Annotated in this window: 25 protein-coding genes; 9 read left to right on the top strand and 16 right to left on the bottom strand. The window is 70.6% G+C overall.

Annotated features, from left to right (window positions below):
- The first annotated feature begins 125 nt into the window (after positions 1 to 125).
- Entirely contained in the window at positions 126 to 491 is a 366-nt protein-coding gene (locus QC283_RS26850; protein ID WP_279564262.1) for a YbjQ family protein, read from the top strand.
- Positions 492 to 522: 31 nt separating this feature from the next.
- On the opposite strand, the gene QC283_RS26845 is transcribed toward QC283_RS26850, so the two are convergent.
- On the bottom strand, positions 523 to 1,284 hold the full coding sequence (locus QC283_RS26845) for a MerR family transcriptional regulator (RefSeq protein ID WP_279564261.1): 762 nt from the start codon (positions 1,282 to 1,284) through the stop codon (positions 523 to 525).
- Between the two features lie 243 nt (positions 1,285 to 1,527).
- Between QC283_RS26845 and QC283_RS26840 the strand changes: the two genes are divergently transcribed.
- Positions 1,528 to 2,367 (top strand): CPBP family intramembrane glutamic endopeptidase, encoded by an 840-nt coding sequence (locus tag QC283_RS26840; protein WP_279564260.1) that lies wholly within the window; start codon positions 1,528 to 1,530, stop codon positions 2,365 to 2,367.
- A gap of 124 nt (positions 2,368 to 2,491) precedes the next feature.
- Here QC283_RS26840 and QC283_RS26835 read toward each other — a convergent pair whose 3' ends face one another.
- The 7 genes from QC283_RS26835 to QC283_RS26805 form a co-directional block, all read right to left on the bottom strand.
- Positions 2,492 to 2,977, bottom strand: coding sequence for a GNAT family N-acetyltransferase (locus QC283_RS26835; protein WP_279564259.1), 486 nt, complete (start codon positions 2,975 to 2,977; stop codon positions 2,492 to 2,494).
- 280 nt (positions 2,978 to 3,257) lie between these two features.
- On the bottom strand, positions 3,258 to 4,013 hold the full coding sequence (locus tag QC283_RS26830) for an ABC transporter permease (protein WP_279564309.1): 756 nt from the start codon (positions 4,011 to 4,013) through the stop codon (positions 3,258 to 3,260).
- A 146-nt stretch (positions 4,014 to 4,159) separates the two neighbouring features.
- The gene (locus tag QC283_RS26825; RefSeq protein WP_279564258.1) at positions 4,160 to 5,101 is read right to left on the bottom strand and encodes an ATP-binding cassette domain-containing protein; all 942 of its coding nucleotides are present in this window, start codon (positions 5,099 to 5,101) and stop codon (positions 4,160 to 4,162) included.
- A gap of 167 nt (positions 5,102 to 5,268) precedes the next feature.
- The gene (locus QC283_RS26820; RefSeq protein ID WP_279564257.1) at positions 5,269 to 5,910 is read right to left on the bottom strand and encodes a PadR family transcriptional regulator; all 642 of its coding nucleotides are present in this window, start codon (positions 5,908 to 5,910) and stop codon (positions 5,269 to 5,271) included.
- 9 nt (positions 5,911 to 5,919) lie between these two features.
- Positions 5,920 to 6,465: a DinB family protein gene (locus QC283_RS26815; RefSeq protein ID WP_279564256.1), complete on the bottom strand. Its 546-nt coding sequence runs from the start codon at positions 6,463 to 6,465 to the stop codon at positions 5,920 to 5,922.
- Positions 6,466 to 6,594: 129 nt separating this feature from the next.
- Complete coding sequence (locus QC283_RS26810; protein WP_279564255.1) at positions 6,595 to 8,055, bottom strand: aldehyde dehydrogenase family protein; 1,461 nt, start codon at positions 8,053 to 8,055, stop codon at positions 6,595 to 6,597.
- Between the two features lie 182 nt (positions 8,056 to 8,237).
- Complete coding sequence (locus QC283_RS26805) at positions 8,238 to 9,062, bottom strand: helix-turn-helix domain-containing protein (protein WP_279564308.1); 825 nt, start codon at positions 9,060 to 9,062, stop codon at positions 8,238 to 8,240.
- 356 nt (positions 9,063 to 9,418) lie between these two features.
- Between QC283_RS26805 and QC283_RS26800 the strand changes: the two genes are divergently transcribed.
- Positions 9,419 to 9,943, top strand: a complete 525-nt coding sequence (locus QC283_RS26800; protein ID WP_398012193.1) for an ATP-binding protein — start codon at positions 9,419 to 9,421, stop codon at positions 9,941 to 9,943.
- A gap of 60 nt (positions 9,944 to 10,003) precedes the next feature.
- Here QC283_RS26800 and QC283_RS26795 read toward each other — a convergent pair whose 3' ends face one another.
- From QC283_RS26795 to rpmG, 5 genes are all read right to left on the bottom strand, one after another.
- The gene (locus QC283_RS26795) at positions 10,004 to 10,246 is read right to left on the bottom strand and encodes a DUF397 domain-containing protein (RefSeq protein ID WP_279564253.1); all 243 of its coding nucleotides are present in this window, start codon (positions 10,244 to 10,246) and stop codon (positions 10,004 to 10,006) included.
- Between the two features lie 310 nt (positions 10,247 to 10,556).
- Entirely contained in the window at positions 10,557 to 10,742 is a 186-nt protein-coding gene (gene rpsR, locus QC283_RS26790; RefSeq protein ID WP_279564307.1) for a 30S ribosomal protein S18, read from the bottom strand.
- Between the two features lie 111 nt (positions 10,743 to 10,853).
- The gene (locus tag QC283_RS26785; RefSeq protein ID WP_279564252.1) at positions 10,854 to 12,107 is read right to left on the bottom strand and encodes a CobW family GTP-binding protein; all 1,254 of its coding nucleotides are present in this window, start codon (positions 12,105 to 12,107) and stop codon (positions 10,854 to 10,856) included.
- Entirely contained in the window at positions 12,104 to 12,358 is a 255-nt protein-coding gene (locus QC283_RS26780) for a type B 50S ribosomal protein L31 (protein ID WP_279564251.1), read from the bottom strand. Before QC283_RS26780 ends, QC283_RS26785 begins: the two co-directional genes overlap by 4 nt.
- A gap of 6 nt (positions 12,359 to 12,364) precedes the next feature.
- Positions 12,365 to 12,529 carry a 50S ribosomal protein L33 gene (gene rpmG / locus QC283_RS26775; protein ID WP_044382365.1) on the bottom strand — a complete coding sequence of 55 codons (165 nt, stop codon included), beginning with the start codon at positions 12,527 to 12,529 and terminating at the stop codon, positions 12,365 to 12,367.
- Positions 12,530 to 12,600: 71 nt separating this feature from the next.
- Between rpmG and rpmB the strand changes: the two genes are divergently transcribed.
- The 3 genes from rpmB to QC283_RS26760 all read left to right on the top strand — a co-directional run bounded on the left by rpmB (position 12,601) and on the right by QC283_RS26760 (position 13,882).
- Positions 12,601 to 12,837 carry a 50S ribosomal protein L28 gene (rpmB, locus tag QC283_RS26770; protein WP_279564250.1) on the top strand — a complete coding sequence of 79 codons (237 nt, stop codon included), beginning with the start codon at positions 12,601 to 12,603 and terminating at the stop codon, positions 12,835 to 12,837.
- The gene (gene rpsN, locus QC283_RS26765) at positions 12,837 to 13,142 is read left to right on the top strand and encodes a 30S ribosomal protein S14 (RefSeq protein ID WP_279564249.1); all 306 of its coding nucleotides are present in this window, start codon (positions 12,837 to 12,839) and stop codon (positions 13,140 to 13,142) included. The genes rpmB and rpsN overlap by 1 nt, the downstream gene beginning before the upstream one ends.
- A 197-nt stretch (positions 13,143 to 13,339) precedes the next feature.
- A complete protein-coding gene (locus QC283_RS26760; RefSeq protein WP_279564248.1) occupies positions 13,340 to 13,882 on the top strand; it encodes a hypothetical protein in 543 nt (180 codons plus the stop codon).
- Between the two features lie 170 nt (positions 13,883 to 14,052).
- Here QC283_RS26760 and QC283_RS26755 read toward each other — a convergent pair whose 3' ends face one another.
- Positions 14,053 to 15,207 (bottom strand): DUF2786 domain-containing protein, encoded by a 1,155-nt coding sequence (locus tag QC283_RS26755; protein WP_279564247.1) that lies wholly within the window; start codon positions 15,205 to 15,207, stop codon positions 14,053 to 14,055.
- A gap of 99 nt (positions 15,208 to 15,306) precedes the next feature.
- Here QC283_RS26755 and QC283_RS26750 point away from each other — a divergent pair, with 99 nt between their 5' ends.
- A complete protein-coding gene (locus QC283_RS26750; protein WP_279564246.1) occupies positions 15,307 to 16,059 on the top strand; it encodes a Clp protease N-terminal domain-containing protein in 753 nt (250 codons plus the stop codon).
- 191 nt (positions 16,060 to 16,250) lie between these two features.
- Positions 16,251 to 17,942, top strand: coding sequence for a bifunctional 3'-5' exonuclease/DNA polymerase (locus QC283_RS26745; RefSeq protein ID WP_279564245.1), 1,692 nt, complete (start codon positions 16,251 to 16,253; stop codon positions 17,940 to 17,942).
- Between the two features lie 908 nt (positions 17,943 to 18,850).
- Here QC283_RS26745 and QC283_RS26740 read toward each other — a convergent pair.
- Positions 18,851 to 20,362, bottom strand: a complete 1,512-nt coding sequence (locus QC283_RS26740; protein ID WP_279564306.1) for an alpha/beta hydrolase — start codon at positions 20,360 to 20,362, stop codon at positions 18,851 to 18,853.
- A gap of 164 nt (positions 20,363 to 20,526) precedes the next feature.
- Between QC283_RS26740 and QC283_RS26735 the strand changes: the two genes are divergently transcribed.
- Entirely contained in the window at positions 20,527 to 21,279 is a 753-nt protein-coding gene (locus QC283_RS26735) for a helix-turn-helix domain-containing protein (protein ID WP_279564244.1), read from the top strand.
- Between the two features lie 219 nt (positions 21,280 to 21,498).
- On the opposite strand, the gene QC283_RS26730 is transcribed toward QC283_RS26735, so the two are convergent.
- Positions 21,499 to 22,239, bottom strand: a complete 741-nt coding sequence (locus QC283_RS26730) for a MerR family transcriptional regulator (protein WP_279564243.1) — start codon at positions 22,237 to 22,239, stop codon at positions 21,499 to 21,501.
- Positions 22,240 to 22,415: the final 176 nt, after the last annotated feature.

Genomic DNA, 22,415 nt, shown 5'->3' with positions numbered 1-22,415 from the left:
GGCTCCTGCTGCTGGGGAGAAGGGCTGGACCTGGCTGCCCAAACGTACAACGCGGCCGTGGCGGTCCAGGTTCCACGGGGGTCCTCGGGGTGCACTGTGCCCATCCCCGGGGAAACCTGAGAACCATGGGTATTGAAGAATACGGCGGCGGCCAGGGCCCGCAGCCCGAAGTGCTCGTGGTGACCACGAACGACCTGCCGGGCCACCGCGTGCAGGAGGTGCTGGGCGAGGTCTTCGGGCTGACCGTGCGCTCCCGGCACCTGGGGAGCCAGATCGGTGCCGGGCTGAAGTCACTGGTCGGCGGTGAGCTGCGCGGTCTCACCAAGACGCTGGTCGAGACCCGTAACCAGGCCATGGACCGGCTCGTCGAGCAGGCACGCGCACGGGGTGCCAACGCGGTGCTGGCGTTCCGCTTCGACGTGACCGAGGCGGCGGACGTGGGCACCGAGGTGTGCGCGTACGGGACGGCGGTGGTCGTGGCCCGGGAGTGAGCCGGAGTGGTCCGGGCCACGACCACCGGGGTCAGGAGGTGTGCCGGGCGGCGTTGGCGAGGATCGCGTCACGCAGGTAGACGGCGAAGCCCGGCCGGGCCGCGTCGAGGTTCTGCTTGAAACGCTCGTCCGACACGTACATCTCGCCCAGGCAGGTGTGCATCTCGTACCCGCAGTCGTAGTGGTTGCGGACGATCCCCTGCCGGTGGTCCTCGGCGGCGTCCATGGCCGCCTCGGAGCCGGCGGGCTCACCCGCCTCCATCAGGGCGACGAAGCGCCGGGTGAGTTCGTCGGTCTCGTTCTGGATGCGCTGCCAGTCCTCTTTGGTGTACGAGGCGGTCTTCTGCTGGGACTGGCGGTACGCGTCGGTGTCGCCCCAGCGTTCGCGCACCTCCTCCTGGTGCTCGTCGGGGTCGAAGTCGCCGAAGACCTCGAACTTCTCCTCGGGCGTGAGGTTGATGCCCATGCTGTGTGCCTCCATGGCGTGCTCAACGGCCGCCGCCATCTTCTCCAGTTTCTCGATCCGGGCGGTCAGCAGCTCGTGCTGGCGGCGCAGGTGCGCGCGCGGGTCCGCGGCCGGATCGTCGAGCAGGGCGGCGACCTCGTCGAGCGGGAAGCCGAGCTCCCGGTAGAACAGGATCTGCTGCAGCCGGTCGAGGTCGGCGTCGCTGTAGCGCCGGTGGCCCGCGTGGCTGCGCTCGCTGGGTACGAGCAGGCCGATGTCGTCGTAGTGGTGCAGGGTGCGCACCGTCACTCCGGCGAAGCCGGCGACCTGTCCCACGGAGTAGCTCACTTCCGCTCCTTTCTCTGACGCCCTCCACGCTGCCGCCTCACGTGACGTGAGGTGCAAGTCCGGTGCGGTCCCGGATGCCGGACCGTGAACGCCCCCACCCGTCGCGGCGCCCTGTGTCACCCCTGTCCCCCGTGGGAGCTACTCGGAGCTGTCCACTCAGGGGTGATTCGCAGACGTCGGCGTTCTCGTAGCGTTCTTGGCAGGTCGCGGTAGGCACGCTGCCGATGCCATACGGAGGTCATCATGAGTATGACGCGCACCGCGTCCCCCCAGCCCACACGCCAAAAGGCCGGCCGCTTCTTCCAGTCCCCCCTCGGCTGGATGCTGACCGGGATAGTGGGTGTGGGCCTGGCGTCCAGCCTGGTCGCGGCGGGTGGAGTGGTCGCCATCGTGGGTGCGGTCGTGGCGGTTGTCATCTACTGGGCGGTCATGCGCCACCTTGCCCGGCGGGACGTACCGGAGATCGCCAGGTCGGGGGCCGTGACCCAGACGTTGTTCGGTGTCGCGATCGGCTTCGCTCTCATCACCGTGTCGATACTCACGCTCCTCACCGAGTTCTCCTTCGACGAACGGCCCGGTGACGGCCTGTCGATCGTGGCGAGCATGGCCGCGGTACAGGTCGGCGCCGCCGTGACCGAGGAACTGCTCTTCCGCGGCCTCGCCCTCCAGGCACTGGAGAAGCTGTGCGGCAGCTGGGCGGCTCTGGCGATCACCGCGGCCCTGTTCGGCGGACTGCACGCGGCCAACCCGGGCGCCACGCTGTGGAGTTCGGCCGCGATCGCCATCGAGGCCGGCATCCTCCTCGGTGCCGCGTTCTTGTGGACGCGCAACATCTGGTTCGTCGTGGGCCTGCACTTCGCCTGGAACACCGGCTTGGGCCTGATCGGCATCCCCGTCTCCGGCCATGCCTCGGAGGGCCTGATGGTCACCACCCCGACCGGCCCCGACCTGGTGACCGGCGGAGACTTCGGCCTCGAGGCGTCGATCGTGCCCGTCATCATCAGCGTGCTGATCGCGATCCCCATGCTCATCGCCGCCCACCGGCGCGGCAACCTGATACCCATGCGCCGCAGCCACCGCTGAACATCCGACGCCCGATGCCCGCCGACCACGAGATCTCGCCCCCGTTCGCCGTACGAGCGGTGGCGAGAACCCCGACGCCGCTCCGCGCCGGCCACAGCGCGACGTCATGCGGTGAACCCTCCCGTCAAGCGGAGGGAAGGCGGCGGGCAGGGACTTCGAAGACGAGTTCACGACCGTCCTCCTCGTCCCACTGCTCTCCGACCTCGACGAAGCCGAAGCCCGCGATCGTGGCCAGGGACGCCACGTTGTCGGGGCTGATCGTCGCCCGTACGGTCGTGACCGCGCTGTCGGCCGCTGCCCGGCGGAGCAACTCGATCAGCACCGACCGGGCGTATCCCTGGCGACGGAAGTCGGGAGCGATGGAGTAGCCGATCTCGACCATGCCGGCCTCGTCGGGCGGTCCGTGGAACCCGGCATGTCCGACGACGAGGCCCTCGTCGCCGACGACCGCCTGTCGCACCATCCACCGCGCCTGGCCGGGATCGGCGGCCATCTGGTCGAGCCGGAACCGCCACAGCCACCGTGCTCTGTCGGTCAGGAAGTACTCGGTCAGCGAAACCCCGGCCACCCTGCCGGCTTCGGACAGGTCGCCATCGAGCAGAGCGGACATCGCCCCGCCGGACAGCTCGACACAACGTACGCGCTTCGGACTCCGGGTGGAGGGTCCCCGGTGATCAGCTACATCTGTCATCCGCGGATGCTCGCCGACTCACCCGAAGGTGTCCAACGAATTCGGAGCGGCCCCACAGCCACCCCACGACGTCTTCCACCACCACGGCTTCACCCGGTGACCTCCCCGGTCACAGCACCTGGCCAGTGAGAATCCGACTCACCGGGGGCGGCGCCCGCCTCGTACGGGTTCTCCGGCCCGCCCGCCGGCACGCCGACGCTCAGCGGCTGAGCCGACCGAACCTCGCCACCGCCAGGGGGAAGAACACCATGAGCAGGGCCAGCGGCCATCCGACCGCCGCCCACACGTGGCCGGACTCGCCGCCGGGGCCGCCGAACAGGTCGCGTACGGCCGTGGCGGTCTGGGACATCGGGTTCCACTGGACGATCGTGCCCAGCCAGCCCGGCATGGCCTCCGGTGCGGCGAAGGCGTTGGAGAAGAAGCCGACCGGCCAGACCAGGATCTGCACCGCCTGCACCAGCTCCGGCTTCCCCGCCACCAGCGCCAGGTGGATGCCCACCCACAGCATCGCGAAGCGGAAGAGCAGGAGCAGGCCCACCGCGCCCAGGAAGGCACCGGCGCCGCCATGGGCGCGCCAGCCGAGGGCGTACCCGACGGCGATCAGCAGCGTGAGACCCACCGCCGACTGGATCATGTCAGCGGCGGAACGACCCACCAGTACCGCGCCGTTGGCCATCGGCAGGGACCGGAAACGGTCGATGACGCCCTTGTTGAGGTCCTGGGTGACGGCGATCATGGTGCCTTCCAGGCCGAAGGCCATGGTGAGGGCCAGCATCCCGGGGATCAGATAGTCGACGTAGTCGCCGCTCACGCCCCGGCCGCCGCCGACCAGGTAGCCGAACATGAGCAGCAGCATGACGGGGAAGACCAGGTTGACGACCACCCTGACCGGCTGCCGGGCCCAGCGGTCCAGCTCGCGGCGGGTCATGGTCCAGGAGTCGGTCAGCGCGTACATCGCGGTGTTCGTGGCGGGGCTCCTGACGGTACGGGGTGCGGTGTTCGTGGCGGTACCCGGTGCGGTGTTCGTGGCGGTACGGGGTTCCGTGTTCGTGGCAGTACGGGCTTCCGTGTTCGTGGCGGTACCGGATTCGGTGTTCGTGCTCACGCGGCCTCCTCGGTGCGGTCGGTGAGGTGCAGGAACACCTCGTCCAGGGTCGGGCGGCGCAGGGCCACGTCCTCCGCCTCCAGGCCGGCCTCCTCCAGCGCCCGTACGACGCCGGAGAGTGCCGCCATGCGGTCGGTGACCGGTGCGCTGAGCAGTCGGCGGTGGGCGTCGACGCGGACGCCGGTGAGTGGCAGCAGGGCGGCCGCGGTGCCCAGTTGACCGGCGTCGCGCAGGACGACGTCGACGCGGTCGCCGCCGGTGGCGGCCTTCAGTTCGTTCGCCGTGCCGTCGGCGACCACCCGGCCGGCGTCGACGACCGAGATGCGGTCGGCGAGCTGGTCGGCCTCCTCCAGGTACTGGGTGGTGAGCAGGACCGTCGTACCGCCGTCGACCAGGGAACGGACGGAGTCCCACACCTCGGCGCGACCCCGGGGGTCCAGGCCGGTGGTCGGTTCGTCCAGGAAGAGCACCTCCGGCTCGGTGATCAGGGACGCGGCCAGGTCCAGGCGGCGCCGCATCCCGCCGCTGTAGGCGCTGACCGGCTTGCGTCCGGTTTCCGTGAGGTCGAAGCGCGCCAGGAGTTCGTCAGCACGCGCGCGTGCCCGCCGGGCGCCCAGGTGGTGGAGGCGGCCGAACATCTCCAGGTTCTGCCGGCCGCCCAGTTCCTCGTCGAGCGCCGCGTGCTGGCCGAGCAGGCCGATGCGCAGCCGTACGGCGTACGCGTCGGTGGCGACGTCGTGTCCGGCCACCTCGGCCCGGCCGGAGTCCGGGCGCAGCAGGGTCGACAGGATCCGGACCAACGTCGTCTTGCCCGCGCCGTTCGGACCCAGCACGCCGTGCACGGTGCCGCGCGCGACCGTCAGGTCGAGCCCGTCCAGCGCGCTCTTGCCGCCGTACTTCTTGCGTGCTCCTTCGACGATGATCGCCGCGTCGGTCACTTGGCCCCCTAGTTAGTCAAAGTTGACTACTCGTTCCACTCGGGACCGTATCCTCCTCGCACGCATTAATCAAACTTGATTAGCTGATCGGGTTCGATGAGTCGCCGCGCACACTGAGCGGCCGGGCGTGCTGAGCTGCCGGACCCGGCCGGTCGGCAGGCCCGGGATCAGCCGCGGTCCCCCGGATGCGGCTCCTCCGTCGCGTACGGGTTCCGCTCGCCCTCCGCCAGGACGCCGACGAACGGCTCGCCCTCACCCGCGAAGGTGTAGGCGCCGCCACGGATGCGCTCGATGAGCGCGCGGGTCCACTCGGCGCCGGTGTCGGCCGAGTGGACCCAGAGGTTCATGATCTCGCCGATGTGACCGAGCTGCCCGGGTCCGTCCTCGGGCGTGTAGTACTCGGTGACGGACCTGCGCCACTCCCGGATGGCCCGGACCCGCTCCTCCAGGAGGGCGAGCACCTCCTCGCGTTCCAGGTCGACCATCAGACCGAGGCCCGCGGAGAGCACGTCCGGTTTCTGGTCGTAGGCCGTGAGGGACGCGCGCAGGCTGCTGAAGTACTCCTCGGTGCCCGTCTCCGTGATCTCGTACTCCGTGCGCGGCGGGCCGCCGGCGGTCGACGGGGCGATCTCGTGCGCGTGCAGCAGCCCCTGCTTGGCCATCTGCTTCAGGGCGTGGTAGATCGAGCCGGGCTTGGCGTTGGACCACTCGTGCGCGCCCCAGTACTCCAGGTCGTTGCGCACCTGGTAGCCGTGGGCCCGCCCGTGCTGACGGACCGCGCCGAGCACCAGGAGACGGATCACTGACATGGGTCCAGACTAGGCCGGAGTGTCCTGTTCCCTGGCCACCAGGTCCCAGGCCGAGGCGCCGTCCAGCGACTCGCGGATGATGTCGGCGTGGCCGGCGTGCCGGGCCGTCTCGCGGATCAGGTGCAGACAGAGCCAGCGCATCGAGACTCGCTCGTCCGGCGGGAACCAGGGGTCGTTCGGCAGCGGGAAGGTGTCGTCGAGGCTGGGCACCGAGCGGACGAACGCCTCCGTCTCGGCGGCGACCTTCTCCCAGTACGCCAGCTGGGAGGCGACCGTCTCGTCGCCGACCAGGGCGAAGCACTCGTGCCAGTTCGACTCGTCCCGCGCGACCGCCGGCGCCTCCTGCCTGGCGCGGGCGACCCAGCCCTGCTCGACCTCGGCGACGTGCTTGAGCAGTCCGGCCAGGGACAGCTCGCTGGCGCTGGGCCGGGACGACGCCTGCTCGTCCGTCAGGCCCAGCACGGCCCGGCGGATGCCGCCGCGCTGCTCCGCCAGGAAGGACAGCAGCGCTCCGCGCTCGTCGCCCTGCTCTTCGGATCGCACGTGGGTGACCATGGCCGGCCGCCTTTCGTCGAGGCCGGGGGCGTTTCCCCCTGACACCGACCAAGCTACGGACCCTTGCGGTCAACCTCTGTCCGCAAGGGTCCGTCCGGAGAAACCGAGGAAAAAGCCTCAGGGGGCGGTTCAGAAGGGGAAGGCGCTCCGGCCGTGCTGCACCGAGATCCACTTCTGTGTGGTGAAGGCGTCCAGCATGGTGTCGCCGTTGAGGCGGCCGATACCGGAGTGCTTCTCGCCGCCGAAGGGCACGATCGGCTCGTCGTGCACGGTCCCGTCGTTCACGTGGAACATCCCGGTGTCGATCTGCTTGGCGAAGTCGACGCCGCGCTCGATGTTCCCGGTGTGCACGGCGCCGCTCAGGCCGTACGGGGTGTCGTTGACGAGGCGTACGGCCTCCTCCTCGCCGTCGAACGGGACGAGGAAGGCGACCGGGCCGAAGACCTCCTGCCGCAGCAGGGCGGAGTCGGCGGGCAGGCCGGTCAGGACCGACGGCTCGACCAGGTTGTCCGTGGTCGTGCCGCGCACCAGCGCGGTCGCGCCCTCGGCGAGCGCCTGCTCGACGACGCCCGAGATCGCGTCCGCCTGGGAGGAGTTGATCACCGGGCCGATGACGGTCGACGGGTCGCGCGGGTCGCCGGCCTTGAGGGTCTTCACCTTGGCGACGAACTTCTCGGTGAACTCGTCGGCCACCGAGCGGTCGACCAGCACACGGTTGGCGGCCATGCAGACCTGGCCCTGGTGAACGTACCGGCTGAAGACGGCGGCGTCGACCGCGTAGTCGACGTCGGCGTCGTCGAGGACCACCAGGGCGCTGTTGCCGCCGAGTTCGAGGACCGAGCGCTTGAAGTTCGCGGCGCAGACGGTGGCCACGTGGCGGCCGACGGCGTCGGAGCCGGTGAAGGAGATCACCTTCGGGACCGGGTGCTCCAGGAAGGCGTCGCCTATCTCCGCGATGTCGGTGACCACGACGTTCAGCAGGCCGCCCGGCAGACCGGCGTCCTCGAAGAGCTTCGCGACCAGGGTGCCGCCGACCACCGGCGTGTTCTGGTGCGGCTTGAGGACGACGCCGTTGCCGAGGGCGAGGGCCGGGGCGACCGACTTCAGGGAGAGGAGGAAGGGGAAGTTGAAGGGGCTGATGACGCCCACGACGCCGACCGGCACCCGGTAGACGCGGTTCTCCTTGCCGTCGACCGGGGACGGGATGATCCTGCCCTCGGGCGCCAGCGACAGGTGCACCGCCTCGCGCAGGAACTCCTTGGCGAGGTGCAGTTCGAAGGCGGCCTTCAGACGTGTGCCGCCCAGCTCGGCGATGATCGCCTCGCTGATCTCCGCCTCGCGGTCCTCCACGAGCCGCAGCACCTTCTCGAACACCGCGCGGCGGGCGTACGGGTTCGTCGCCGCCCACCGCTTCTGCCCGCGCTCGGCCGCCCGGTAGGCGGCGTCGACCTCGTCGACCGTGGCTATCGTGATCGAGGCCAGCTTCTCGTTGTCGTACGGGTTGAAGTCGATGATGTCCCAGGAGCCGGTGCCCGGGCGCCACTCGCCGTCGATGTACTGCTGGGCGAGGTCGGTGAAGTACGACGACATGTGTTCCCTCAATCCCCATAGCTGCCGCAGCCGCCGCGAGCGAGCCGCCTGATTGCGCGTCATCGTACTGGTGTGTCAGGGGAGTTGAAGAGAGACACAGCTTCGGGAGAGCTGGAGAGGAGCCGGGCCCGGGAGAGTCGGAGAGGAGCCGAGTCCCGGGGGAGTCGGAGAGGAGCCGGCTCTCAGGACAGTTGGATGAGCCCGCGCAGCAGGTCCCGGCTCTCGTCCGGTCCGGGGCTGTCCTGCTGGAGTTCCTTCAGCGCCGTCTCGTACTGGGTGACGTCCTCGTGCTTGTCCAGGTAGAGCGCGCTGGTGAGCTGCTCCAGGTAGACGACGTCCGACAGGTCGGACTCGGGGAAGCTGAGGATCGTGAACGCGCCACTCTCGCCGGAGTGCCCGCCGAAGCCGAACGGCATTATCTGCAGGCGCACGTTGGGCCGCTCGGACATCTCGATGAGGTGCTGGAGCTGGCCGCGCATCACCGCGCGGTCACCGTAGGGGCGGCGCAGTGCGGCCTCGTCCAGGACGATGTGGAACTCGGGAGCGTTCTCGGCGACGAGGTGCTTCTGCCGTTCCAGGCGCAGCGCCACCCGCCGCTCGATGTCCGCCTCGCCGGCGCCCTTCATGCCGCGCCGGACGACCGCGCGGGCGTAGTCCTCGGTCTGCAGCAGGCCGTGCACGAACTGCACCTCGTACACGCGGATGAGTGAGGCGGCGCCCTCCAGGCCCACATAGGTGGGGAACCAGCTGGGCAGTACGTCGGAGTAACTGTGCCACCACCCGGCGACGTTGGCCTCCTTGGCCAGGGACAGCAGGGAGGTGCGCTCCTGCCCGTCCGTGATGCCGTACAGGGTCAGCAGGTCCTCCACGTCCCTGGTCTTGAAGCTCACCCGGCCCAGCTCCATCCGGCTGATCTTCGACTCCGAGGCGCGGATCGAGTAGCCCGCCGCCTCCCGCGTGATCCCCCGCGTCTCACGCAGCCGCCTGAGTTGTGATCCGAGCAGCATGCGCCGCACCACCGATCCGGGCTCTCCCGCGCTCACGTTCGCCAGCCTCCCCAACCGTCTTCAAGGGCCGAAGTCTGCCACTAAAACACTCCGAGCAGTACTCGTCCGGTTACGGAAACGGAATCGAGCCAGAGGAAATGCACAGGATCATGCACGGAGGGGGCGGAAAGCGGTCGCCACGTGAGGTGACGGAGGGGCGAAGATGACGGAAAATTTGGCCAACAAGCGGTACGGGCAGGTCCATTTCGGTCACGTGCACGTGCATCTGCCCTTGCATCTGCGGAACGCATCCGAAACCATGGTCCCGCACCACCGCGCCGCATCGCTACGACCGCGAATTCCCGGGAGTGCCTCGCATGGGGACGAATGGATCGACCATGCTCGAGCCGTTACGGCAGGGCCTTCCGCCACTCGACCCCGCGGCCGTGTCCAACGCCGCCTCCTGCGCCCTGCCGCCTCGCTACGAAGCGGTGCGCGAGGCCCGGGGGTTCACCCGCAGAACGCTCGACGGCTGGGACACGGGCGACCGTTTCGACGACGTCTGCCTGGTGGTCTCCGAACTCGTCACCAACGCCCTGCGGCACGCGCTGCCGGCCGACACCCCGAGGCGCGGGGAGCAGAACGGCCCCGTCCGGCTGCATCTGATGCGTTGGACCGAGCGGCTGGTGTGCGCGGTGCGCGACCCCAGTCACGACAGTCCGGTGGCCCGTGAGACGGACGACTTCTCGGCGGAGTCGGGCCGCGGCCTGTTCCTCGTCGACTCCTTCAGCGACAGCTGGGGCTGGCACCCGCTCGCCGGGACGCTCAACGGCAAGGTGGTCTGGGCCCTGTTCCGGCTCCAGAAGCCCGATGGGATGATGGAGCGGCCTCGTTACGAGTGACGGCGGCCCGCGATCGGCTCGCCCATCGGCTCCGCGATCGGTTCCACGGTCAGCTCGCCATCAGCTCGCGATCAGGTGGTCGAACTCGCCGTCCTTGACGCCCAGCAGCATGGCCTCGATCTCGGCGCGCGTGTAGACGAGCGCGGGACCGTCGGGGAAGCGGGAGTTCCGCACCGCCACGGCACCGTCGGGCAGTCGCGCGAACTCCACGCAGGAGCCCTGCGAGTTGCTGTGCCGGCTCTTCTGCCAGGCCGCGTCGTGCAGCTGCGTGGCGGCCATGCCGTTGTACACGTCGTGGTCCACAGGTCGCTCCCCGGTGGTGCACTGGCTGATGTGGCCATTGATGCAGTGGTCAACTGATCCGGATCATAACCCTGTTCTCCGTGCAGATGCATGAGCAAATGCACGTGCACGCGCGGTGTTCTCGCGGTTACAGCCGTGCCGGTCGCTCTGCCCGAAAGCCCTTGCCCTCTCTGACGCCCGCTCCCGGGAAGTCGTTCCCGCGTATGCCCCCGGATTCCAAGAACATGCAACAACATGCAACAAAACCGGGGGCCCGCTCCCAAGAGCGGGCCCCCGGTGCGAAACCGACGGACGAGATGCGACGCGCAGGTCAGCGCACGGCGTACGGCAGCAGCCCCATCTCGCGCGCGTTCTTGATCGCCCGGGCCAGCTGCCGCTGCTGCCGGGACGTCACGCGGGTGACGCGGCGGTTGCGGATCTTGCCACGGTCGGAGACGAACTTCCGCAACAGGTCGGTGTCCTTGTAGTCGACGTACGTCACTCCGGCCTGGTCCAGGGGATTGGGCCGCTGCCTGACGGACCCGCTGCCGCCCCTGCCCTCGCCCCTGCCCTCGCTCTTGTGACCTCTTGTGTGATCTCCCTTGTGATCTCCCTCGCGGGGCATGGGTCAGACCTCCAGGAGGGTGTCGAAGGCGGGCGGCAGCTGCTGCCAGGCGGCCTGTCCGGCGGCGTACTCGGCATCGGTCAGCAGGCAGGACTCCAGGAGCCGCTCCAGGCCGTCGCGGTCGAGGCCGGGGGACGTGAAGACCAGGTGCTGGCAGCGGTCGCCGTGCTCGGGGTCCCAGTCCAGCGCGGCGGCGGCTCGACGCACGGGCGGGACCAGCTCCCAGGCGGCGTCGGGCAGCGACGCGAGCCAGGGCCCCGCGCTCTCCACGCACAGGGCCCCGCCCGCGGCGTCCCAGTGGAGCAACGCGTCCCCCTTGCCGGCGAGCCAGAACCGGCCCCGGCTGCGGGCGGCGGCGCAGGTCAGGTCCTCCAGCGCCGCGTACAGCCGCTCGGGGTGGAAGGGGCGCCGCCGGTGCCAGACGAGGGTGGCGACACCGTGTGCGTCGGCCTCCGCGGGCAGCAGGGCACAGGCCGGGTGCTGCGCGGCGGCCGCGGCCTCCACGTCGAAGCCGGCGAGGGCGGCCCGCGCCAGCTCGGAGCACGCGGGAGAGGTCGCGGGTGGCGTGCCCGCCGGGTCGACGTGGCCGACCGGGACCCGGCGGGCCGTCGGATGCAGCTGGGCCAGCAGCTCGCGGTCCTCGTCGTCGGCCTCCGGGGAGCCGGGGAGGGAGTCGGCGAGGGCGAGGACGGGGGCGTACTCCAGCTGGCGCGCGAAGGTGTCGGCGACGGTGCGCCGGTCGGTGGCCGCGGCGGCGAGGCCACCCTCGGCGAGGTCGTCGCCGTTGCCCAGGTACGGCAGTACCAGCGCCGGGTCGACGGCGGTGATCACGCCCGTGACGGTGAAGCCGCCGGCCGTCACCACCTCCGCCATCGCCTTCGGCTCGACGGAGTCCCACAGCTCGACGACCGCCAGGGGGGTGCCTCCGGCGTCCGCGAGCCGCTCCAGCTCGGGGACGAGGTCCTCGCGCAGGGCGCAGCAGGCACAGTCGTTGACCAGGGGCGCCTCGCCGGCGGACAGGATGCCGGTGGCGTCCCGGACGGTCCGTACGACCGTGCCCGCGGCGGCCGTCGCCAGGTCGTGGTGGAGGACGACACTGCCGGGTACGTCGGCCAGCAGCCGGGTCACGGCCGCCCTGCGGGCGTCGGCGTGCAGCCCGCCGACGATCACCACCGGGAGTTCCGGGCGGCGGCCTGGGCGGTCCGAGTGGCCGTCCGAGCGGTCCGAGCGGCCGTCCGGGCGGTCCGGCCCGCTCATGCCCCGCCCCGCTTCCCGTACCGCCGCTCGAAGCGCTCCACACGGCCGGCGGTGTCCAGGACGCGGGCGGTGCCGGTGTAGAAGGGGTGGCTGACGTTCGAGATCTCGACGTCGACGACCGGGTAGGTCTGGCCGTCCTCCCATTCGATCGTGCGCTCGCTGGTCATGGTCGAGCGGGTGAGGAAGGCGTAGTCCGCGGCGCGGTCGCGGAAGACGACCGGGCGGTACTCGGGGTGGATTCCCTCGCGCATGACGGGTCAGCGCTCCTCTCGGAAGTCGACGTGGCGACCGGCGACCGGGTCGTACTTGCGCAGGGTCAGCCGGTCCGGGTCGTTGCGGCGGTTCTTGCGGGTGACGTAGGTGAAACCGGTCCCGGCGGTGGACCGGAGTTTGATGACCGGGCGGAGTTCGTTGCGTGCCATGCTGGTATCTTACTGAAAATGAATTCCATTAACAGCTACGACCGTCCGGTCTGAAGGAGAGGTACGTCACCGTGTCCGCCCACTGCATGCTGACCGGCACCCGCCCCGGTTTCGGCAATCGCATCTCCCACTCCCACCGGCGGACCTCCCGCCGCTTCGACCCCAACATCCAGACCAGGCGCTACTGGCTGCCGAGCGAGAACCGGCACGTACGGCTGCGGCTGAGCACGAAGGCGATCAGGACGGTGGACGCGATCGGCGTCGAGGCGGCCGTGGCGCGCATCCGTGCCCGAGGAGTGAAGGTCTGATGGCGAAGAAGAGCAAGATCGCGAAGAACGAGCAGCGGCAGAAGACCGTCGCGCGGTACGCGGCGCGCCGGGCCGAGCTGAAGGAGACCATCCGCAGGCCGTCCTCGACGGAGGCCGAACGGCTCGCCGCCCAGCGGGAACTGCGCAGGCAGCCCCGCGACGCGAGCCCCACGCGCGTGCGCAACCGCGACCAGGTCGACGGGCGCCCGCGCGGCTACCTCGGTACGTTCGGGCTGTCCCGGATCAACCTGCGTCAGCAGGCACACGCCGGACATCTGCCGGGAGTTCGCAAGTCGTCCTGGTAGGTCGCCCTGGCGTGACTTGCTGGTAACTTGCGGCTGTCCTGGGGCCGTCCCGGCCGTCCGGCTACAGCTTGGAGCTTGCGGTGACGTTGGTGACTGCGGAAAGTACGGCGAGCACGGCGAACGAGACGAGTACGGCGAGCACCACGAGTACGTCCACAGGTGCGCGGGAACCGCGTCGGCGGACGGCCCGTCGGTCCGTGCGGACCGCTGCCGTGGTGGTCGGGCTGATGGGCGCACTGACGCTGACCGCCTGCAGCGACGGAGGTGACTCCGACGACGGCGGCACGGGCGGAGGGTCCGGCGGCAGCACGGGCGGGGGTGACAAGTCCTCGGCCGCGCCCAGTACGACCGCGAGCGGCGCCGAAACGGGCGGTGGCAGCGGCAGCGACAGCGGTGGCAGCGGCGGGTCGCCGTCCGCGGCCGCGGGTGAACTGGAGGGCAGCTGGCTGGCCACAACCGGCGGCCAGGCCGTCGCGCTGATGGTCACCGGCGACAAGGCCGCCCTCTTCGCCACCGGCGGGACCGTGTGCAGTGGCACCACCGGCGAGGAATCCGGCACCCGGACGATCCGCCTGAAGTGCACCGACGGCAGTGACGACCGGGCCACGGGTACCGTCGAGTCGGTCGACGGGACATCCCTCGAGGTGGCGTGGCAGGGCGGCCTCGGCGAGGAGACGTACACCAAGTCGGAGGGCGGCTCGCTGCCGCCCGGACTGCCGACCACCGGTCTCGGCTCCTGACGGAACACGGACGGCCATCGACGACGCACGCACGGCCGTGGACGCACGCACCATGGGCGCCACGTCGACGCACCATGGGCGCCCGCGCCAGGATGACACGCCAATGACGTCTGGTGACGTCTGGTGACGCCTGGTGGTGCCTGGTGGTGCCTGGTGGTGCCTGGTGGTGCCTACGGCAGTGGTCGCCGGCGGTCGACCCGGGCGTGGTCGGCCGCTCGGGTCCCCTCCGTCCAGCCCGCCACGTCACCGGCGCCGCGCAGGCGGGTCGTCGTCGTCTCCGGGAACATGCGCTCCAGCCGATCCGTGACCGCGACCTGACGGGAGGCGAGGACCGGCAGGAGGTCCACGTCAGTCGCCGTGCCGGACTCGGCGGTGGCCGCCTCCGTCGCCGCCCGTAGCCGGGTGCCCGCACGGTGGGCGTAGGCGGCGAGGAACGACTGACGGAAGGTCTTGGTCCGCTTGCGCCCGACCGCGCGCTGCGCGGCCTCCGCCTTGGTCATCGCCGCCTCGGCCTGCACCAGGAGCGAGGTGTAGAGGAGTTCGACCGCCTCCAAGTCCGCCTCGAAACCGACGACGGTGGAGAAGCCGAGGGGTTCGTTCCACACGGCCCGGCAGTGGTTCGCGTCGGCCACCGCGTCCAGCAGCACTGCCTTGGCCTGCTCGTACGGTGGCTCCACCCCGATCCGGCAGGCACCGGGGGCGTCGGGCGAGGGAGCGTGGGCCGACAGCAGCGCCTCGTCGATGCTGTGCCTGGCCATCAGCTCCTGCGCCTTGGCGCTGAGCGCCTCCGCCTCCTCCGGATACCCGGTCGCCTCCGCCTTGGCGAGCAGGGCGCGGATGCGGGCGAGGGCGCGGGACTCCGGCCTGCTCTCCCGACGGGTGTCCCCCGCCGTTCCCGCCGTTCCCGCGACCCCCGGCTCCAGGCGCTCCAGCGTGGGCAGGCGCAGCAGCAGGCGGTACAGCTCCAGTACGGCGGTGGCGTGGGAGAAGCGGTCGGTGCGGGGCGGCGCCAGGTCCGGTACGTCGTCGAGCTGCGCGGTCCAGCGGGGGCCGCGGGGGCGGTCGTGGGGCGCCTGTGCGCGGATCAACACCGCCACCAGCCGTACGTGGACGTCGTCCAGCTCGCGCCGCACGATCCGTACGAGGTCGGCGGGCTGCCAGCCGCGCCGCCAGGCGGTCGCCACGAACTCCTCGCCTCGCCCGGCGAGTTCCGCGTCGGCCGCCGGGTCGGCCGCGAGGAGCGAGGCGGCGCTGTCGAGGGCGTCGTCGGCGGCGTCGTACAGGGCGGTCTCGAAGGCACGGTCGACGGTGCGGGGCGTACTCACCCGGCGATGGTGCCACGACAGCCCGCCCCGGTCGCACGACCGGTGATCGACTGTCAACCGTCGGTTGACAGTCCCGGAGAGGCAACCTACGGTTGACACATGACGACGAACCCGAGCACCACGTCATCCGTACGTCTCGACGAACTCATCACCGCGATCAAGAAGGTGCACGCGGAGCCGCTCGAACAGCTCCAGGACGCCGTCATCGCCGGCGAGCACCTCGGTGAGGTGGCCGATCACCTCATCGGACACTTCGTGGACCAGGCCCGGCGTTCGGGCGCGTCCTGGACGGACATCGGCAAGAGCATGGGCGTCACCCGGCAGGCGGCGCAGAAGCGCTTCGTGCCCAAGGAGTCGGCCGACCTCGACGCGAGCCAGGGCTTCAGCCGCTACACGCCCCGCGCGCGCGAAGCCGTGATGGCCGCCCACAACGCGGCCAAGACCGCCGGCTCCACCGAAAGCCTGCCCGAGCACCTCGTCCTCGGCCTGCTCACCCAGCGCGAGAGCCTCGCCGCCAAGGCGATCGCCGCGCAGGGCGTGACCCTCGACGCGGTCCGCGGGTCGGCGACCGCGGCGCTCCCGCCCGCCGCCGCGGAGGTCCCGGAGCTGGTCCCCTACGGCCCTGCGGCCAAGAAGGTCCTCGAACTCACCTTCCGCGAGGCCCTGCGCCTCGGCCACAACTACATCGGCACCGAGCACATCCTGCTCGCCCTGCTGGAGCACGAGCACGGCGAGGGCGTACTCAGCGGGCTCGGCCTCGACAAGGAGGCCACCGAGCGCTACGTCACCGAGGCGCTGGCGGAGTTCATCGAGGTGACCGAGGAGAAGGGGCCCGGGCAGGGAGAAGGCTGAGAGCCCGGGCAGGCAGAGGGCTGATACCCCGCGGAGAAGGCCGGGGCCCGGGCAGGCGAGAACCGGGCCCCGGCCACGGCGAGGACTGAGACCCCAGCAGGAGGTGCACGCCCCCGGCCACGGCAAGCACGGAGACTGAGACTCCGGCAACGGCGAGGGCCGTTGTCAGACCCTCCTGCGAGACTCGCGGCATGGCCGACCGGTGGGTGCTCGCCGTGGCCGAGGACGGTGGCGTGGAAGTCGCCCCCCTCGGCCTCGACGGGCTGCCCGCCGGCCCGGTGCGGCGGGAGGCCGATCCCGCTCAGGCCGTGCGGAGCAGGCCGGACGTCGCACGCTGGGTGTGGCGGTCCACCGCCGAGGTGGCTCCGCGTCTGCTCGCCGCGGGGGTGCGAGTGGAGCGGTGCTACGACGTGGAGGCCGCCGAGACCCTCCTGCTCGGCCACGAGGGGCGGTACGGGGAGCCGCGCTCGGCCGCCGCCGCCCTGGCCCGGCTGCACCGCGGTCCCGTGCCGCCCGATCCGCCGCAGCGCTCCGCCGAGCCGGGCGCGCAGTCCCCGCTGTTCGAGCCCCAGGCCGTCCACCTGCCGCTGGACGACCTGCTCGCCGTCTATGCCGAGCAGCAGCGCCGCCACGACCGGTCCGCGCACCCCGAACGGATGCGGCTGCTGACGGCGGCCGAGTCGGCGGGGATGCTGGTGGCCGCCGAGATGAACCGCGCCGGACTGCCCTGGCGGGCCGACGTGCACCGCGAGGTACTGCACTCCCTGCTCGGCGAGCGGTACGCGGGCGGGGGCGAGCCGCGCCGCCTGGCCGAGCTGGCGGAGGAGGTGTCCGCGGCGTTCGGACGCCGGGTGCGGCCCGACCTGCCCGCGGACGTGGTCAAGGCGTTCGCGCAGGCCGGCATCAGGGTCGGCTCCACCCGCCGGTGGGAGATCGAGTCCGTCGACCATCCGGCCGTGAAGCCGCTGATCGAGTACAAGAAGCTGTACCGGATCTGGGTCGCCCACGGTTGGTCCTGGCTGCAGGACTGGGTGCGCGACGGACGGTTCCGCCCCGAGTTCCTGGCCGGCGGCACCGTCACCGGACGCTGGGTGACCAACGGCGGGGGCGGCCTGCAGATACCCAAGGTGATCCGGCGGGCCGTCGTCGCCGACCCGGGCTGGCGGCTGGTCGTCGCCGACGCCGACCAGATGGAACCGCGTGTGCTGGCCGCGATCTCCCGCGACCCGGGGCTGATGGAGGTGGCCGGCCGGGAGAGCGACCTCTACCAGTCGGTGTCCGACCGCGCCTTCTCCGGCGACCGCGCCCAGGCCAAACTCGCCGTTCTCGGCGCGGTCTACGGCCAGACCTCCGGCGACGGCCTGAAGAACCTCGCCGCGCTCAGACGCCGCTTCCCCAGGGCGGTGGCGTACGTCGACGACGCGGCCCGTGCGGGCGAGGAGGGGCGGCTCGTGCGGACCTGGCTGGGGCGCACCTGCCCACCGGCGGCCGGCGCGGCCGACGGTGCCGAGGAGGCGGGCATGCCGCAGGACGCCCCCTCGGACCCGTCGGACCGGGCGCAGGAGTGGGTGCCCGGCTACGCCTCCACCAACGCCCGCGCGCGGGGCCGCTTCGCGCGTAACTTCGTCGTCCAGGGCAGCGCCGCCGACTGGGCCCTGCTGCTGCTCGCCGCGCTACGGCAGGCCCTCGCGGACAAGGCGGCGGAGCTGGTCTTCTTCCAGCACGACGAGGTGATCGTGCACTGTCCGCGGGAGGAGGCCGACACCGTCGCCGCGGCGATCCGGGAGGCGGCGGAACTGGCGGGCCGGCTGACGTTCGGCCGGACGCCGGTGCGGTTCCCGTTCACGACGGCGGTGGTGGAGTGTTACGCCGATGCCAAGTAGCCGCTCCCCACACCGCGAGCAGCGCCGCCGGCACCAAGAACAAGAAGACCGCGACGAACCGGATCTGCAACGCGGTCCGGTACGGACCCAGGTACCGGCCGGCATCGCCACCGTCCGGGTCACCGATCTCACCGAGCACCCCCGTACCGAAACGGACCGAGCCCGGAGGTTCGTAGGACCAGGGAAGAAGCCAACGCCGCGAACGCGGAAACCCCAGGCCATGGACGTGGGCCTGGGGTTCCAATGGAGCCGCCTTCGGGATTCGAACCCGAGACCTACGCATTACGAGACCGCGAGCGATCATGCCGGGGAATGCCCTGCCGTACCGTCTCGTGACATTCTTCCTGTTCAGAGCATCCGCAGCAGCTTGGCCCGTGCCACCTCGTGCCGCACCGTCCAAAGGCGTCTGTCCACCGTACGTCCACCGGCGAAGTCGATCGGCCGCTCGTCCCCGTCCGACCTCTCGGCTCTCACCGAGGACCGCGCACACCGGCCGGAGGCACTACGGCAACTGTGCCTTTCCCACAACGCACGGCCACCTGGCACCTCCATAGGACCCGCCATTCGAAACGCACCGGAGCCCTGGCACCAGTGGCGCCACGCCTCCGGTGCGCTGCTACACCATTCACCGGCCCTGATCCCGCGTCGGCAGGGCGTACTGCTGACACTGCGAACCAATGGCGAGCTCTCATAGCTTCACTACGGCAGTCAGCCCCGTGGCCCGTCCTGCGTCTGCTCCAGCTTGCGGAGCCCACTGCCGCATCTCTCGGTCAGGCGCGCCGCAACTGGCGCCGTTCACCGAGGGAGGACTGGTACTGCGGACTGCCCCACTACTCGCAAACCGGCATCGACGGGTACGCCGGAAGGTGTCAACAGCGGACGGGGTGCCGACGGCCCGGGTCCGGAGGTCAATCCGCGCGGCAGGACGTGTCCTTCGTGGGCATCTCGCCCTCGACGAGGTAGCGCGTGGTGGTGTTCAACGCGCAGGAGTTCCGGCCCAGGACGTAGACACCGTGCCCGCTGTCGTCGACGCTGATCAGCCGGGCGCGGTCCCCGAACTTCTCCCGCAGCATCTTCCCGCCCAAGTGCGGGGTCGACGCGTCCCGCCGGTTCTGTAGGAGCAGCACGTTGCGCGGGCCTTCGGCGTCGACCTCCACGGGCGGTTCAGCGGGGGTGTACGGCCAGAAGGCGCAAGGGTTGATGTTGGCGGTCGCGGCGCCAAACAGCGGGTAGCGTTCGCGGTCCTCGGCGACGCCTCGCCGGTAGGTGTTGATGTCCGCGGGCCACTCGGCGTCGTTACAGGTGACGGCGAGGAACACGGTCAGTGCGTTGTCGGTCGGCGACAGCGCGCCGTCCGCCGTTTCCCCGGTGGCGGCCGTCAGACCGCGGGCCGCGGCCTCGTCGCCTTCGCGCAGCGTCTGCCAGGTCTGCGCCAGCGTGGGGTACTGCGCCTGCTTGAACAAGTGGCCGAACGTCAGGAGACGGAAGAGGCTGCCGTCGATCCCCGCGACCGGAGCCTTGTCGAGCCTGCCGGCGATGGCGAGGTAGGACGCCCGTACCTGCCCAGGTGTGCGGCCCAGGCCATAGCTGTCGTGCCGACTGGCGGCCCACTTCGCGAAGTCCGGCAGGGTCTGCTCCATGCCGAGCGCGTAGCGGCGCATGCCGTCGCGGTCGAGGTGAGCGTCTCCGATGTTGCTGTCGAGCACGATCCGGTCGGAACGCTCGGGGAACATCGACGCGTAGGCGGCGCCGAGGGCCGTGCCGTACGAGTAGCCCAGGTAGCTGGTTTTCTCCTCGCCGAGCGCGGCCCGGATCCGGTCCAGGTCGCGGGCGGTGTTCGCGGTGGTCAGGTGGCGCAGCCTGCCATCGTCGTCGTTGTCCGCGCACTGCTCGGCCGCCTTCTCAGCGACCTTCGCCTGCGCGGTGACCGCAGCGTCATCGACCGCGTAGGGCGGGATATTGGAGTAGTAGGGGCTGTCTGTGGTGAAACCGCAACTGACCGGTGTGGAATGACCGATCCCGCGGGTGTCCATGCCGATCAAGTCGTAGCGGTCGGTGACGCTGCTGGGCAGGCCCTGGGCCACCAGCAGCGCGGACAGCGCCAGCCCGGATCCGCCGGGACCGCCCGGGTTGAGCATGAGGACGCCGCGCCTCTTGTCCGGGTCGGCGGCGGCCAGCCGCGAAACGGTGAGGTCGATCTGCTCGCCTTCCGGCTCGGCATAGTCCAACGGCACGCGCACGGTGGCGCACTGCAGCACGGTCGGAGCGGCTTCCGCCCCGACGTCGTCGGGGCACTGGCCCCACTCCGCCTGAGGCGTTTTCGTCTCCTCGGCGGCGGCGGGCACAGTGATCAGTGACGCGCCCAGGCCGATGACCGCCAGAAGGGCCAGGTTTCGGCCGACACCGCTTTGTCGTTTCATGTCCAGTCTCCGCATATCGGTGCGTGGGGCGTGGTCGCGTCCATCACACTCCCTGCCCCTGGGGCACGGTCAACCGCTGGCGAGCCGGAACCGAAGGGAGTTGACCGTGCCCCAGGGGCAGGGTTTTCAATGACCACCGGCACGATCCTGGAGAGGGGCTCCTGATGGCGTGGAGTACCCGTCGGCTGGCGGAACTCGCGGGGACGACCGCCAAGGCCGTCCGGCACTACCACGAGATCGGCCTCCTGGACGAGCCGGAACGGGCGTCCAACGGCTACAAGCGCTATGGCGTCAACCATCTGGTGCGCCTGATGCGTATCCGCAGACTGACCGACCTCGGTGTGGCTCTCGCAGATGTCCCCGCGGTCGAGAGCGGTGATGAGAGGGCACGGCAGATCCTTCGGGACCTCGACGCCGAACTCGCGGCGGACATCGAACGCCGACAGCGGATGCGGCGGGACCTGGCGGCCATCATGGACAATCGGGCCGCGCTCGACATGCCCCCGGACTTCAAGACGCTTGCCGACGACCTGCCCGAAACCCAGCGATCCCTGCTGGTGGCCTACTCCAGCATCCTCACACCCGAAGCGATTGCCGCCCTCAAGGAACAGCTTTCGGGACCCCGTGGCGACCTCGAAGCGGAGTTCGCGGCGCTCGAGGAGGCCGCACCCGAGGACGTACGGCAGCGGCTGGCCGAGCAGATGGCGCCCGAAGCCCGCGAGCAGCACCGGGCCCACCCTGCTCTGGCCGACCTCGGGCGGGCCTCGCACCGGGAAAGGGCGCTCGCGGACTCGGTCACCGTGCACGCCTTGACCGAGTTCTACAACCGCGCGCACCTCGACGTGCTGCGACGCGTTCACAGCATCCTCGTCGAGAACGGCACCGCAGGGAGCGAGAGCGACGACGCCCAGCAGTGAGGGCAGCGCCGGGTAGGCGCACACCGCATCTGTGCCGCCCGCGCAGCGTCGGGCCGGCCTACCGCAACGACGCACGTGCGTCAGCGGACCACACCGACCACGGTTCGCTGATGTCCAGGTGGTGGTGGCAGTGACGACGACTCCTGCATGCACTCGTCACACCATCAGGCGCGCACTGGGCCACACTCACCGAGTCACGAAGCGGCGCTCTGAGTACGGTCACCGAGGGGCATCGTCATCGGACAGGAGCCCGTCGAGCCGCTTCATGACATCCACCTGGGCTGGATTGTAGAGATCGCTGATGGCTTTGCCGATGGTGCGGGCGGTGTGCTGTCGGCCGCGCGGGGCGTCTGAAGCGAGATCGCTGAGCCCGGGATGGCGGACCCGGAGGCCTCGAACGTACGGCACGAGACGCTCGGCGAGACTCTGGCGGGTCACCTCGTCGGCATCGGCCGGAAGCTCGTTGAGTTCCAGTGCCACCGGCTGCGGCTCCTGATGGAGCAAGTCGGCATAGGCGTCCATCCCACTGGGTCCGAGGACCGTACCGAGGACGGTGACGAAAGAGCGGTCCGGGGCAGGAAGTTCGGCGGTCTTGTCCACGGAGACGAAGCGGAGGGGAAGATCGCTCGCAGCGCGCCCGCGCAGGAGGGCGCCCACCTCCGCGCGGGCGTGTTGCAGGCGTTCGATGGTGGCGGCCAGCTCCGTGTCGAGAGCCCGCAGATCTCGCGGGTCGGGGCCCGAATCCGGGTCGTCGTCCATGCCCGCAATCTGGGACAGGGAGAAGCCCAGAGCCGTGAGGCGCTTTGTCCGGAGGAGCCGGACGAGGTGGCTGACGCCGTACTGCTTGTATCCGTTGGACCGACGCTCCGGCTCTTCAAGCAATCCGATGTCGTGGTAATGCCGTACGGCCCTGAGACTGACGCCGGCCAGCTCCGCCATCTCCCGAGTGCTCCACGCCATGATCGAGATCTCCCTCGCCGTCTGGTGCCGTGTCTTTGCGTTTCTTTGCGGTCGCCGTGGAGAATTCGAGTCCGGCAACTGCCCGGCGGGCGGATAGCGGCCGACCATGCCGGTCTGTCCACGCCGATGCCCGTCGCGCCGTGGTCTCGCGCCTCGACGCGAAGGGGTGGCTGGTC

This window comes from Streptomyces sp. DH41 (assembly GCF_029813785.1).
Taxonomy (GTDB): Bacteria; Actinomycetota; Actinomycetes; order Streptomycetales; family Streptomycetaceae; genus Streptomyces.
Note: the sequence above shows the minus strand (reverse complement) of the source record. Positions and strands in the feature narration are given on the sequence as shown.

Bases quoted from the DNA above. Each gene is read 5' to 3' on its own strand.
- QC283_RS26820 (WP_279564257.1), bottom strand. From the start codon at position 5,910: ATGTCAGTGATCCGTCTCCTGGTGCTCGGCGCGGTCCGTCAGCACGGG.
- rpsN (WP_279564249.1), top strand. From the start codon at position 12,837: ATGGCGAAGAAGAGCAAGATCGCGAAGAACGAGCAGCGGCAGAAGACC.
- QC283_RS26840 (WP_279564260.1), top strand. From the start codon at position 1,528: ATGAGTATGACGCGCACCGCGTCCCCCCAGCCCACACGCCAAAAGGCC.
- QC283_RS26730 (WP_279564243.1), bottom strand. From the start codon at position 22,239: ATGGCGTGGAGCACTCGGGAGATGGCGGAGCTGGCCGGCGTCAGTCTC.
- QC283_RS26800 (WP_398012193.1), top strand. From the start codon at position 9,419: ATGGGGACGAATGGATCGACCATGCTCGAGCCGTTACGGCAGGGCCTT.
- QC283_RS26750 (WP_279564246.1), top strand. From the start codon at position 15,307: ATGACGACGAACCCGAGCACCACGTCATCCGTACGTCTCGACGAACTC.
- rpmG (WP_044382365.1), bottom strand. From the start codon at position 12,529: ATGGCACGCAACGAACTCCGCCCGGTCATCAAACTCCGGTCCACCGCC.
- QC283_RS26785 (WP_279564252.1), bottom strand. From the start codon at position 12,107: ATGAGCGGGCCGGACCGCCCGGACGGCCGCTCGGACCGCTCGGACGGC.
- QC283_RS26815 (WP_279564256.1), bottom strand. From the start codon at position 6,465: ATGGTCACCCACGTGCGATCCGAAGAGCAGGGCGACGAGCGCGGAGCG.
- QC283_RS26740 (WP_279564306.1), bottom strand. From the start codon at position 20,362: ATGAAACGACAAAGCGGTGTCGGCCGAAACCTGGCCCTTCTGGCGGTC.
- QC283_RS26830 (WP_279564309.1), bottom strand. From the start codon at position 4,013: ATGTACGCGCTGACCGACTCCTGGACCATGACCCGCCGCGAGCTGGAC.
- QC283_RS26835 (WP_279564259.1), bottom strand. From the start codon at position 2,977: ATGTCCGCTCTGCTCGATGGCGACCTGTCCGAAGCCGGCAGGGTGGCC.
- QC283_RS26850 (WP_279564262.1), top strand. From the start codon at position 126: ATGGGTATTGAAGAATACGGCGGCGGCCAGGGCCCGCAGCCCGAAGTG.
- QC283_RS26810 (WP_279564255.1), bottom strand. From the start codon at position 8,055: ATGTCGTCGTACTTCACCGACCTCGCCCAGCAGTACATCGACGGCGAG.
- QC283_RS26780 (WP_279564251.1), bottom strand. From the start codon at position 12,358: ATGCGCGAGGGAATCCACCCCGAGTACCGCCCGGTCGTCTTCCGCGAC.
- QC283_RS26745 (WP_279564245.1), top strand. From the start codon at position 16,251: ATGGCCGACCGGTGGGTGCTCGCCGTGGCCGAGGACGGTGGCGTGGAA.
- QC283_RS26735 (WP_279564244.1), top strand. From the start codon at position 20,527: ATGGCGTGGAGTACCCGTCGGCTGGCGGAACTCGCGGGGACGACCGCC.
- QC283_RS26805 (WP_279564308.1), bottom strand. From the start codon at position 9,062: ATGCTGCTCGGATCACAACTCAGGCGGCTGCGTGAGACGCGGGGGATC.